Source organism: Paraburkholderia caffeinilytica (genome assembly GCF_051027425.1).
In the GTDB taxonomy this organism is placed as follows: Bacteria; Pseudomonadota; Gammaproteobacteria; order Burkholderiales; family Burkholderiaceae; genus Paraburkholderia; species Paraburkholderia caffeinilytica_A.
This window is the reverse complement of record NZ_CP186552.1, coordinates 3980056-3992725: the sequence shown is the minus strand read 5'-3', so window position 1 is coordinate 3992725 and position 12670 is coordinate 3980056. Positions and strand designations below refer to the sequence as shown.

10 protein-coding genes are annotated in these 12670 nt (G+C 63.7%); all 10 read left to right on the top strand.

Translation table 11 applies throughout. From position 1 onward, the window contains the following. Positions 1–5 precede the first annotated feature (5 nt). The 10 genes from rsmH to murC are packed head-to-tail and all read left to right on the top strand — an operon-like array spanning position 6 to position 12665. Positions 6–959 (top strand): 16S rRNA (cytosine(1402)-N(4))-methyltransferase RsmH, encoded by a 954-nt coding sequence (rsmH, locus tag ACOSV0_RS17700; protein ID WP_434107419.1) that lies wholly within the window; start codon positions 6–8, stop codon positions 957–959. Further along, the gene (ftsL, locus tag ACOSV0_RS17695) at positions 956–1306 is read left to right on the top strand and encodes a cell division protein FtsL (protein ID WP_434107418.1); all 351 of its coding nucleotides are present in this window, start codon (positions 956–958) and stop codon (positions 1304–1306) included. Before rsmH ends, ftsL begins: the two co-directional genes overlap by 4 nt. Further along, complete coding sequence (locus tag ACOSV0_RS17690) at positions 1303–3168, top strand: peptidoglycan D,D-transpeptidase FtsI family protein (RefSeq protein ID WP_434107417.1); 1866 nt, start codon at positions 1303–1305, stop codon at positions 3166–3168. The genes ftsL and ACOSV0_RS17690 overlap by 4 nt, the downstream gene beginning before the upstream one ends. Continuing rightward, the gene (locus ACOSV0_RS17685; protein WP_434107416.1) at positions 3165–4712 is read left to right on the top strand and encodes a UDP-N-acetylmuramoyl-L-alanyl-D-glutamate--2,6-diaminopimelate ligase; all 1548 of its coding nucleotides are present in this window, start codon (positions 3165–3167) and stop codon (positions 4710–4712) included. Before ACOSV0_RS17690 ends, ACOSV0_RS17685 begins: the two co-directional genes overlap by 4 nt. Next, on the top strand, positions 4709–6136 hold the full coding sequence (locus tag ACOSV0_RS17680) for a UDP-N-acetylmuramoyl-tripeptide--D-alanyl-D-alanine ligase (protein WP_434107415.1): 1428 nt from the start codon (positions 4709–4711) through the stop codon (positions 6134–6136). Before ACOSV0_RS17685 ends, ACOSV0_RS17680 begins: the two co-directional genes overlap by 4 nt. Before the next feature lie 17 nt (positions 6137–6153). Then, positions 6154–7323 carry a phospho-N-acetylmuramoyl-pentapeptide-transferase gene (gene mraY, locus ACOSV0_RS17675; RefSeq protein ID WP_434107414.1) on the top strand — a complete coding sequence of 390 codons (1170 nt, stop codon included), beginning with the start codon at positions 6154–6156 and terminating at the stop codon, positions 7321–7323. Between the two features lie 23 nt (positions 7324–7346). Continuing rightward, entirely contained in the window at positions 7347–8861 is a 1515-nt protein-coding gene (murD, locus tag ACOSV0_RS17670; protein ID WP_434107413.1) for a UDP-N-acetylmuramoyl-L-alanine--D-glutamate ligase, read from the top strand. After that, positions 8858–10138, top strand: a complete 1281-nt coding sequence (ftsW, locus tag ACOSV0_RS17665; RefSeq protein ID WP_434107412.1) for a putative lipid II flippase FtsW — start codon at positions 8858–8860, stop codon at positions 10136–10138. The genes murD and ftsW overlap by 4 nt, the downstream gene beginning before the upstream one ends. Then, entirely contained in the window at positions 10135–11265 is a 1131-nt protein-coding gene (murG, locus tag ACOSV0_RS17660; protein ID WP_434107410.1) for an undecaprenyldiphospho-muramoylpentapeptide beta-N-acetylglucosaminyltransferase, read from the top strand. Before ftsW ends, murG begins: the two co-directional genes overlap by 4 nt. Further along, the gene (gene murC, locus ACOSV0_RS17655) at positions 11262–12665 is read left to right on the top strand and encodes a UDP-N-acetylmuramate--L-alanine ligase (RefSeq protein WP_434107409.1); all 1404 of its coding nucleotides are present in this window, start codon (positions 11262–11264) and stop codon (positions 12663–12665) included. Before murG ends, murC begins: the two co-directional genes overlap by 4 nt. Positions 12666–12670: the final 5 nt, after the last annotated feature.

Genomic DNA, 12670 nt, shown 5'->3' with positions numbered 1-12670 from the left:
CATATATGGCACCTGCGATGAGAAACGAATTGCAGCATCGCACGGTGCTGCTGGAAGAAGCGGTCGAAGCGCTGGTCACGCGCGCGGACGGCGTTTATGTGGACGGTACGTTTGGGCGCGGCGGTCATAGCCGCCTGGTGCTGGAGAAGCTGGGTGAAGCGGGGCGCCTGATTGCGTTCGACAAAGACCCGCTCGCCATCGCCACGGCGCAGCAGATTGCCGATCCGCGCTTTGGCATCGTGCACGAGAGTTTTGCTTCACTGCGCGACGCGATTGCGGAACGCGGAGTAGGACGGGTGTCGGGCGTTTTATTGGATCTGGGCGTGTCGTCGCCGCAAGTCGACGATCCGGAGCGGGGTTTCAGTTTCCGCGCCGACGGCCCGCTCGACATGCGGATGGACCCGACGCGCGGCGAGTCTGCCGCTGACTGGCTGGCGCGGGCCACGGTGCAGGAACTGACGGAGGTGATACGAGATTATGGGGAAGAACGGTTTGCTTTTCAGATTGCAAAGGCGCTTGTTGCTCGCCGGGCAGAGTCCGACCGTCTTGGGCCTCTCGTCAGCACGGGCGAGCTTGCCCAAATCGTGGCTAACGTCGTCAAGACCCGTGAGAAGGGCAAGGATCCGGCAACCCGCACCTTTCAAGCTATACGGATTCACATCAATCAAGAGCTTGCGGAGCTGCAAGTCGTTTTAGAAGCAGCGTTGTCGCTGTTGGAGCAAGGGGGGCGGCTGGTGGTCATCAGCTTTCATTCGCTCGAGGACCGGATCGTCAAGCGATTCATGCAGGCGCACGCCAGTACGCCTGCGGTGGATCGCCGTCTGCCGATTCGCGCAGTCGACCTGCCGAGCCCTCCGCTCAAAATCATCGGGCGCGTGTTCGCCAGCGACGCTGAAGTCGCCGCGAACCCGCGCGCCCGTTCTGCCGTGATGCGTGTGGCGGAGCGGATTGCACCATGAATCGCCTCAATATCTTCCTGCTGATGATCGTAATGGGCTGCGCTTTGTCTGTCGTCAACGCAACCAATCAGCAGCGTCAGATCTTTATCCAGTTGCAGCGCGCCCAGTCCCAGGAGCGCCAGCTGCAGCAGGATTATTCGCAGCTTCAATATCAGCAGAGCGCGTTGTCGAAGACTTCGCGTATCGAGCAGATCGCTACCGATTCCCTGAAGATGCAGGCGGTCACGACCGGCCGCACCCAGTACCTGACGCTCGACCCGGGCGCCGCCAAGGCTGAGGACGCGCCGATCCCGACTTCCGGCCCGGCCTCGTCGCCGGTTGCGAACGGTCGCGGAGGCGTGCGATGAAAAAATCGTCGACTCGCAAAAGCGTTGCCTTTTCGGCGAACCCGATCCTGTCGGTGCGACTGCCCATGTGGCGCTCGAAACTCGTCGTGTTCATGCTGTTCATGGCGTTTGTCGCGCTGACCGCGCGCGCCTTCTGGATTCAGGGGCCCGGCAACGCCTTCTATCAGAAGCAGGGTGAAATCCGGTATCAGCGCCGCCTCGAACTGCCGGCCACGCGCGGCAAGATTCTCGACCGCAACGGCCTCGTGCTCGCCACGAGTCTGCCGGTGCGCGCCATTTGGGCGATTCCCGACTCGGTGCCGGACGACCTCGGCGCCGACAAGCTGAACCAGCTCGGCAAACTGCTCGGCATGACCAACAAGGAGCTGCGCGCCAAGCTGTCGGAGGACAAGAACTTCGTCTACGTGAAGCGCCAGGTGCCGGTTGACGTCGCCGAGAAAGTCACCGCGCTGGACATCCCCGGCATTTATGCGCGCGACGAGTACAAGCGTTTCTATCCGGAAGGCGAAATCACGGCCCACCTGATCGGCTTCACCAATGTGGAAGACGAAGGTCAGGAGGGCGTCGAACTCGGCGACCAGAAATTGCTGGCCGGCGTGTCGGGCAGCCGCCGCGTCATTAAAGACCGCATGGGCCACATCATCGAAGATGTGGATGAGCAGGTCGTGCCGCACAACGGGCAGGACGTCGATCTCTCGATCGACAGCAAGATCCAGTACATCGCTTATACGAACCTGAAAGCGGCTGTCGAGAAGTTCAAGGCGAAGGCCGGCGCGGCGATGGTGATCGACGTGCGGACCGGCGAGGTGCTGGCGCTGGTTAACTACCCGACGTACAACCCGAACGACCGTTCGCACCTCACGGGCGATCAGTTGCGCAACCGCATTCTCACGGACACCTTCGAGCCGGGTTCGATCATGAAGCCGTTCACGGTGTCGCTCGCGCTCGACCTGCACCGCGTGACGCCGACTACACTGGTAGATACGGGGCCGGGCCGCTTTGTGCTCGACGGTGCGCCGATTACCGACGACAGCGCGTTCGGCGTGCTGACGGTGGGCGGCGTGATCCAGAAGTCGAGCAACATCGGCGCGACGAAGATCGCCATGCAGCTCAAGCCCGAAGAGATGTGGAACATGTACACCAGCATCGGTCTCGGCCAGGCGCCGAAGGTCGGCTTCCCAGGCGCGGCGGCGGGCCGTCTGCGTCCGTGGAAGAGCTGGCGCCGCATCGAACAGGCGACCATGTCGTATGGCTATGGCCTGTCGGTGTCGCTGTTCCAGCTGGGCCGCGCGTACACCGCGATCGCGCATGACGGCGAGATCATGCCGGTGTCGATTTTCCGCACGCCTGGCGATCAGCCGGCCACGGGGCCGCAGATTTTCGCGCCCACCACCGCTCGCGAAGTGCGCGCAATGCTCGAAACCGTCACGGCGCCGGGCGGCACCTCGCCGGATGCGGCGGTGCCGGGCTACCGCGTCGGCGGCAAGAGCGGTACCGCGTACAAGCACGGCGCGCACGGCTACGACCACTCCAAATACCGCGCCTCGTTCGTCGGCATGGCGCCGATGCCGAATCCGCGCATCGTCGTCGCCGTGTCGGTCGACGAACCGACGGCAGGCAGCCACTTCGGCGGTCAGGTGTCGGGTCCGGTGTTCTCGGCGATCGTCGGCGATACGCTGCGCTCGCTGAATGTGCCGCCGGACATGCCGGTCAAACAGATGGTCGTGTCGGACGACTCGGCGCCTGTCGCGCCGAGCGCACCACCCTCGCCCGTGGCGGTCAAGAAACTGTCCACCAGCAGTGGCGCGAAGAAGATGACGATCTCCGCCAATGCGAGAAGCCATCCCGGAGTTGTGCGATGAGCGCGCTGCGTAAGAAGCATCCAGCGCATCGGCAGATCGCCGCCGCACTCAACTGGCTGCACACTCATGTGCAGCCAGGCGCGCATCTGCACGCCGACACGCGTTCGATCGCGGCCGGTGACGCGTTCTTCGCCTATGCGGTCGACGGTGCGGACAACCGCCCGTTCATTGACAGCGCGCTCGAGCGTGGCGCAGCAGCCGTGCTCGTCCAGCCCGAAGGTTTTGGCGACGCGATCGATCCGTCCACGACGCTGGCCGTACCGGCGTTGAACGAACTCGCCGGTTCGATTGCGAGCGCCTGGTATAACGATCCGAGCGACGGCATGCTGACGGTCGGCATCACCGGCACCAACGGCAAGACGTCGTGCAGCCAGTGGATTTCCGCCGCGCTGACCGCGCTCGGCAAACGTTGCGCGATCATCGGCACGCTCGGCACAGGTCTGCCGGGTCAACTCGTCCATACCGGGTTCACGACGCCAGACGCGCCCCAACTGCAACGCAGCCTCGCGCAGTTGCGCGACGCGGGTGCTCAGGCGGTGGCGATGGAAGTGTCGTCCCACGCGTTGCATCAGGGCCGCGTGAACGGCACGGCGTTCGACATCGCCGTGTTCACGAATCTCACGCAGGACCACCTCGACTATCACGGCACGTTCGAAGCCTACGAAACCGCCAAAGCGCGCCTGTTCGCATGGCCGGAATTGCGTGCCGCGGTGATCAATCGCGACGATGCCGCTGGCCGCCGTCTGCTTGCGAGCACGAAGGGTCACACGCGCACGATCGCCTACGGTCTCGACGAAGCGCTCAAAGACGCGCCGCAAGCCGACGCGTTGCTGCTCGCGTCAAACGTACGTGCAACCGCCACCGGCACCGCGTTTCATCTGACCACGTCCGACTGGGGCAACGCCGAAGTCGAAGTGCAAACGCTCGGCGCATTCAACGTCAGCAATCTGCTCGGCGTACTCGGCGCATTGCTCGCCGCCGACGTGCCGTTCGACGCAGCGCTCGCCGAACTCGCGAAGCTCGAGCCGGTGAACGGCCGCATGCAACGTCTCGGCGGCCGCCTGCAGAACGATGAGCCGCTCGTCGTGATCGACTACGCGCATACGCCGGACGCGCTGGAAAAGACGCTCGAAGCATTACGCCCGATGGCGGCCGCACGAGGCGGCGAACTGATCTGCATGTTCGGCTGCGGCGGCGATCGCGACGCGACCAAGCGTCCGCTGATGGGCGCGATCGCCGAGAGGCTCGCCGACGGCGTGGTCGTCACGAGCGACAACCCGCGTAGCGAAGATCCGCGCTCGATCATCGAGCAGATCGCCGCAGGCATGAAAGACGCGTCGAAGGCGCGTTGCATCGAGGACCGCGCGAGCGCGATCCTGCAAGCGATCCGCAACGCCGCACGCGAAGACGTCATCGTGCTGGCCGGCAAGGGACATGAGGCAACACAGGAAATCATGGGTAAGAAACGCGCTTTCTCCGATCAGGACCACGCTCGTCTTGCGCTCGCCGCACGGGCGACGCAGGCACGCGGAGGTGGCGAATGACTCAGCAAGGTGTCGCAATGTTCTCGCTGCGTGAAGCTGCCGCGCTGATCCCCGGTGCAACCGTGCTGGGTGATGACAGCGTTACGTTCGAACGTGTGTCGACCGATAGCCGGAGCGCCGGTCCGGGCGATCTGTTCGTCGCGATCAAAGGTGAGCGTTTCGACGCGCACGACTTCCTGCCGGAAGTCGCGTCGCGCAACGTCACGGCAGTGCTGGCGACACGCACGCCAGGCGACTGGCACGTGCCCGCGTTGCGTGTGGCCGATACGCGTGTCGCGCTCGGCGCCCTCGCGCGCGGCTGGCGCCGCAAGTTCAGCATGCCGCTTGTCGCCGTGACGGGCAGCAACGGCAAGACGACGGTCAAGGAAATGATCGCGTCGATCTTCGCCGCTGCGGTCGGTGCGGACGCACGCCTCGCGACGGCCGGCAACTTCAACAACGATATCGGCTTGCCGCTCACGCTGTTCCGTCTGCACACCGTGCATCGGCTGGCGGTGGTCGAACTCGGCATGAACCATCCCGGCGAAACTGCACTGCTCGCGAAGATCGCCGAGCCGACGGTCGCGGTGGTGAACAACGCCCAGCGCGAGCACCAGGAATTCATGGCAACGGTCGAAGCCGTCGCGCTTGAACACGCGAGCGTGATTCACGCGCTTACGCCGGAAGGCGTCGCCGTGTTTCCGGCCGACGATGCTTACGCAAGCATCTGGCGCGTGGCGGCAACGGGCAACCGCATCGTCGACTTCGCCTTGAACACCGCCGAGCGAGTGACCGAAGCCGCGGTAACCGGCACGTTCGCGAGCAATGTATTGAGTATCGACACGCCGGAAGGCCACGTCGACGTCACACTGCAAGTGCTCGGCGACCATAACGCGCACAACGCGTTGGCCGCGACTTCGGCTGCGCTCGCCGCAGGCGTTTCGCTCGAAGCGATCAAGCGCGGTCTCGAATTGTTCGGTGCAGTGAAAGGCCGCTTGCAGGTGAAGCACGCCGTGCTCGGCACACTCGCCGGCGCAACCGTGATCGACGACACCTATAACGCGAATCCCGATTCGATGCGCGCGGCAATCGACGTGCTCGCGTCGCGCGCTTCACCGCGCGTGCTGGTGATGGGCGACATGGGTGAAGTCGGCGACAACGGCCCGGCGTTTCACCGCGAAATCGGTGCCTACGCCAAAGAACGCGGCATCGACGCGTTGTACGCCATGGGCGACGCCTCGCGCGACGCCTGTACCGCGTATGGCGCGGGCGCGCATCACGTCGCCGATGTCGGCACGCTGGTCGCGCAATTGCAGCAGGCCGATTTCGGCGCTGCTGCAACGCTTCTCGTGAAAGGCTCGCGCTTCATGCAAATGGAGCGCGTGGTGGACGCCGTAACGAGTCCACAACCCAACGCAGCGGGCAATACGCCCGCTGCACATTGAAATAGAAGGACCGAAGCATGCTACTGGCGCTGGCGCAATGGCTGCAGAATGACGCAAGCTTCTTGCGCGTGTTCAGTTATCTGACTTTCCGTGCGGTGATGGCCACCATTACCGCGCTGCTGATCGGGCTCGTCTGTGGCCCGGCGGTGATCCGCAAGCTGACCGCGATGAAGGTCGGCCAGGCCGTTCGTAAAGACGGTCCGCAAACGCACCTCGTCAAATCCGGTACACCGACCATGGGCGGTGTGCTGATTCTGCTCGGCATTGCCGTGTCGACATTGTTGTGGGCCGATCTGACCAACCGTTTCATCTGGATCGTCATGCTCGTCACGTTCGGTTTCGGCGTGATCGGCTGGGTCGACGATTACCGCAAGGTGGTCTACAAGGACCCGCGCGGGATGTCGTCGCGTGAAAAGTATTTCTGGCAGTCGGTGATCGGCCTGTTCGCCGCGGTGTATCTCGCGTTCAGCGTGTCCGAAGCGAGCAACGTACGCGTGTTCGATCTGTTTATGGCGTGGGTGCGCAGCGGTTTGTCGATGGGCTTGCCGGCGCGCGCCGACCTGATGCTGCCGTTCGTCAAATCGATCAGCTACCCGCTCGGCGTGTGGGGCTTCATCGTGCTGACGTATCTGGTGATCGTCGGGGCGAGCAACGCGGTGAATCTCACTGACGGTCTCGACGGCCTCGTGATCATGCCGGTCGTGCTGGTCGGCGCATCGCTCGGCGTGTTCGCCTATGTGATGGGCAGTTCGGTCTATTCGAAGTACCTGTTGTTCCCGCATATCGCCGGCGCCGGCGAGTTGCTGATTTTCTGTTCGGCGATGGGCGGGGCGGGGCTCGCGTTCCTCTGGTTCAACACGCACCCGGCGCAGATGTTCATGGGCGACGTCGGCGCGTTGGCGCTGGGTGGCGCGCTCGGCACGGTCGCGGTGATCGTGCGTCAGGAAATCGTGCTCTTCATCATGGGTGGCATTTTCGTCGCGGAGACGCTTTCTGTGATGTTGCAGGTGACGTGGTTCAAGTTTACCAAGCGCCGTTACGGCGAAGGCCGGCGTCTCTTCAAGATGGCGCCGCTGCATCACCATTTTGAATTGTCGGGCTGGAAGGAAACGCAGGTGGTGGTGCGCTTCTGGATCATCACGTTGATGCTGTGTCTGTTCGGTTTGTCCACGCTCAAGTTGCGTTAAGTCGTATTTAGGGGAAGCAGGCGATGTTTGGCGAGAAGTTTCGGGATCGGCAAAAGCCGATGGTGCTCGTGCTGGGACTCGGTGAATCCGGTCTCGCGATGGCGCGCTGGTGCGCGCGGCACGGCTGTCGGCTGCGAGTGGCCGATACGCGCGAGGTGCCGCCGAACCTGTCCGCTATGGAAGCGCACGGTGTCGATGCCGAGTTCGTCGGCGGCCCGTTTTCGCTCTCGTTGCTCGAAGGCGTTGAGCTCGTGGCAATCAGCCCGGGTTTGTCGCCGCTCGCCGCCGACTTGCTGCCGCTCATTACTGCGGCGCGTGAACAGGACATCCCTGTCTGGGGCGAACTCGAATTCTTCGCGCAAGCATTGAAGACGCTCGGCGAAAGCGGCTATGCGCCGAAGGTGATCGCGATTACCGGTACCAACGGCAAGACCACGACAACGAGCCTGACCGGTCTGTTGTGTGAGCGCGCGGGCAAGAAGGTCGCGGTGGCGGGCAACATCAGCCCGGCCGCGCTGGACAAGCTCAGCGAAGCGATCGACAACACCGCGTTGCCTGATGTGTGGGTGCTGGAGCTGTCCAGCTTTCAGCTGGAAACCGCCCATACGTTTGCGCCGGATGCAGCCGTTATTCTGAACATCACGCAAGATCACCTGGACTGGCACGGCGGCCTCGATGCGTACGCCGCCGCGAAGGGTCGTATCTTCGGTACACAGACTGTGCGCGTACTGAACCGCGACGACTCGCGCGTGATGGCGCTTGCTCCTTCCGAGGGCAGCGAAGCGGCGATGATTACGTTCGGCGTGACCGAGCCGAAGAACGATGGCGACTACGGTCTGCTGCGCGACAACGGCATGGTCTGGCTGGTGGAAGCACACGACCGCGACGCCAGCGACGAACCTGCCCCGACGCGTCGTCGCAAGAACGAAGTGACGGCACCGAAGAACATCGCGCTCAAACGCCTGATGCCGGCGGATGCATTGCGTATCCGCGGCCTGCACAACGCTGCAAACGCGCTGGCAGCGTATGCATTGGCGCGTGCGATCGGTCTGCCTGGCGCGCCGCTCCTGCACGGCTTGCGTGAATACCATGGCGAGCCGCATCGGGTGGAATTGATCGCGTCGATCGAAGGCATCGATTACGTCGACGACAGCAAGGGCACCAACGTCGGTGCGACGGTTGCCGCGCTCGACGGCCTCGCGCAACGCGCGGTGCTGATCGTCGGCGGCGACGGCAAGGGGCAGGATTTCGAACCGCTCGCCACGCCCGTGATGCGCTGGTGCCGCGCCGTGATGCTGATCGGCCGTGACGCACCGCAGATTCGCGCCGCGCTGGAAGACACCGGTATCGCCATGACCGACCACGCGACGCTGGAAGACGCGACGCGGGCCGCTACCGCTTTGGCGCAACCCGGGGACGTCGTGCTGCTGTCGCCGGCGTGCGCGAGCTTCGACATGTTCAAGGGTTATGCCCATCGCGCGGCGGTATTTCGCAGCACGGTGGAAGACATCGCGGCCGAACGGGGGACGATGATATGAGCTGGTCGGAACGCTTCGGTTCGCGCCTTGCCGGCTCCCGTGCCGGCAATGGCGATACAGGTAGCGCGGGCCGCGCCTCCAGCCGCACCGGCGGCAGTGGTCTCGCGAGCGCCGTGAACGGCGTGCGTCCGCTACGCTCGCGGATGCTCGACTACGATCACTCGCTGCTGTGGGTGGTCGTGGCGCTGCTCGGCCTTGGCGTCGTGATGGTGTATTCGGCGTCGATCGCGATGCCCGATTCGCCGAAATACGCGTCGTACCGCGACTACGCATTCCTCGTGCGCCAGATCATTTTCGTGACGATGGGATCGGTGATCGGCGTCGTGTCGTTCCGCATCCCGATTTCGACGTGGGATAAGTACGCGCCAAAGCTCTTCCTGATTTCGCTGGCCGCGCTGGTGATCGTGCTGATCCCGCACGTCGGTAAGGGCGTGAACGGTGCGCGTCGCTGGATTCCGCTCGGCATCACGAACATGCAGCCGTCGGAAATCATGAAGCTCGCCGTGACGATTTACGCGGCCAACTACACGGTGCGCAAACAGGAATACATGCACAGCTTCGCCAAGGGCTTTCTGCCGATGGCGGTTGCCGTGGGTCTCGTCGGCGCGTTGCTGCTGCTCGAGCCGGACATGGGCGCGTTCATGGTGATCGCGGCGATCGCGATGGGCGTGCTGTTCCTCGGCGGCGTGAACGGCAAGCTGTTCGGCGGCCTCGTGGCCACTGCGGTCGGCACGTTCAGCTTGCTGGTGTGGGCATCACCGTGGCGTCGTGAGCGGATCTTCGCTTACCTCGATCCATGGGACGACCGTTACGCGCAGGGCAAGGCTTATCAATTGACGCACTCGCTGATCGCTTTCGGGCGCGGCGAATGGTTTGGCGTGGGTCTGGGCGGCAGCGTCGAGAAACTCAACTATCTGCCGGAAGCGCATACCGACTTCATCCTCGCGGTGATCGGCGAGGAACTCGGTTTTGTCGGCGTGCTTGTGGTGATCCTGATGTTCTACTGGATCGTGCGCCGCTCGTTCGAGATCGGCCGTCAGGCGCTCGCGCTCGACCGCACGTTCGCGGGGCTGGTGGCGAAGGGCATTGGCATCTGGTTCGGCGCGCAGACCTTTATCAATATGGGTGTGAACCTTGGCCTGTTGCCGACCAAGGGCCTCACGCTGCCGCTCGTCAGCTACGGTGGTTCGGGCATCTTGCTGAACTGCGTCGCGATAGCCGTGCTGATGCGTGTCGATTATGAGAACAGGGTGTTGATGCGTGGGGGCAAAGTATGACCGTTCTCCCACAACGCACGCTGATGGTGATGGCCGGTGGCACCGGGGGACATGTGTTCCCGGGGCTCGCGGTCGCGCACCTGATGCAGGCGTGGGGCTGGAAGGTCGTATGGCTCGGCAATCCCGCGGGCATGGAAGCCACGCTGGTGCCGAAACACGGCATCCCGATGGAATACGTGCGCTTCGGCGGATTGCGCGGCAAGGGTCTGAAAACCAAGCTGATGTTGCCGCTGAATCTGCTGCGCGCCTGCTCGCAGAGTTTGAGCGTGCTGCGCCGCGTGAAGCCGGACGTCGTACTCGGCATGGGCGGTTACATCACGTTCCCGGCGGGATTGATGACCGCGTTGAGCGGTCGCCCGCTGGTGTTGCATGAGCAGAATTCGATCGCGGGTCTTGCAAACAAGGTGCTTGCGAAAGTCGCAAAACGCGTGCTGGTTGCGTTTCCGAATGCGCTGCCGCACGGCGAATGGACCGGAAACCCGATTCGTGCGGAACTTGCGCGCGCAATTGCACCCAAAGCACGCTACGCAGCGCGCAGCGGTCCACTGAATGTGCTGGTGGTGGGCGGCAGTCTGGGCGCGGCGGCGTTGAATGAAGTGGTGCCGCGCGCGGTTGCGCTGCTGGCGCCGAATGAACGTCCGCGTATCGTGCATCAGGCGGGCGCGAAGCATATTGAAGCGCTGCGCGAGAACTACGCGGCAGCCGGCCTGCAAGCCGATGATGGTGACCAACCCGACGTAGAACTCGTGCCTTTCATCGACGACATGACGAGCGCGTACGCGAACGCGGATCTGGTGATCTGCCGGTCGGGCGCGATGACCGTGTCGGAGATTTCAGCAGTCGGGGTGGCGGCGTTTTTTGTGCCGTTCCCATTTGCAGTAGACGATCACCAAACCACTAATGCAGCGTTCCTTGCCGATAACGGCGGGGCGCTGGTCGTGCAGCAACGCGATCTGTCGGCGGAAAAGCTCGCCGACTGGTTGCGCAGCCAGACGCGAGAGACCCTCGCGGAAATGGCGGAGCGTTCGCGCTCGCTCGCGAAACCCGACGCCACGGAACAGGTCGCACAGATTTGCGCGACTGTGGCGGGTTCGATTTCGGGCGCGAGCCCAGAAGGAAAGCAATGAAACACATCGTCAAACACATTCACTTTGTCGGCATCGGCGGTGTCGGCATGAGCGGCATCGCGGAGGTGCTGGTCAACCTCGGCTATCAGGTGAGCGGCTCGGATCTCACGAGCAACCCGATTACCGATCGCCTCGCGGCACTCGGCGCGCGGATCGCGATCGGTCACGCGGCGGAGAACATCGAAGGCGCGAACGCCGTGGTCGTTTCCACAGCGGTGCGCAGCGACAACCCGGAAGTGCTGGCCGCGCGTCATCGCCGCATTCCGATCGTGCCGCGCGCGGTGATGCTCGCGGAATTGATGCGCCTGAAGCAGGGCATCGCGATTGCCGGTACGCACGGCAAGACCACCACCACCTCGCTGGTGGCGAGCGTGCTGGCGGCGGGCGGGCTCGATCCGACCTTCGTGATCGGCGGCCGCCTGATCAGCGCGGGCGCGAATGCGCGTCTCGGTACGGGTGATTTCATCGTCGCTGAAGCGGATGAGTCGGATGCGTCGTTCCTGAATCTGTTCCCGGTGATCGAAGTCATCACGAACATCGACGCCGATCACATGGACACCTACGGCCACGACTTTGCGCGGCTCAAGCAGGCGTTTATCGAATTCACGCACCGTCTGCCGTTCTATGGGATCGCGGTGCTGTGTGTCGACGATCCGAACGTGAAGGAAATTCTGCCGTTCGTGTCGAAGCCGATCATCCGTTACGGTTTTGCGCCGGACGCGCAAGTGCGCGCGGTCAACGTCGAAGCGCGCGGCGGCAAGATGCATTTCACGGCCATGCGTGAAGACGCGGCGCCGATCGACATCGTCCTGAACCTGCCGGGCGAGCACAACGTGCAGAACGCGTTGGCCGCAATCGCAATCGCGACTGAACTTGAAGTGAAAGATGCCGATATCCAGCGAGCGCTGGCGGATTTCAACGGCGTGGGCCGACGCTTTCAGCGCTACGGCGAAGTGCCGGTCGTGTCGGAAGGCCAACCTGCCGGTGCATACACGCTGGTCGACGATTACGGTCATCACCCGGTTGAAATGGCAGCTACGGTGGCGGCGGCGCGCGGTGCGTTTCCTGGGCGGCGCCTCGTGCTGGCCTTCCAGCCGCACCGCTTCACGCGCACGCGCGATTGCTTCGAAGATTTTGTGAAGGTGCTGTCGACCGTCGACGCGCTCGTGCTGACCGAAGTCTATTCGGCCGGCGAAGCGCCGATCGTCGCCGCGGACGGCCGCGCTCTCGCGCGCGCACTGCGCGTGGCGGGCAAGGTCGAACCGGTGTTTGTCGATACGGTGGACGAAGTGCCGGACGCGCTCTCAGCAGTGGTGCGCGACGGCGATGTGGTGATCACGATGGGCGCGGGTTCGATCGGCGGTGTGCCGGGTCGCCTCGCGCAAGAGACGAAGGTGTGAGTGAA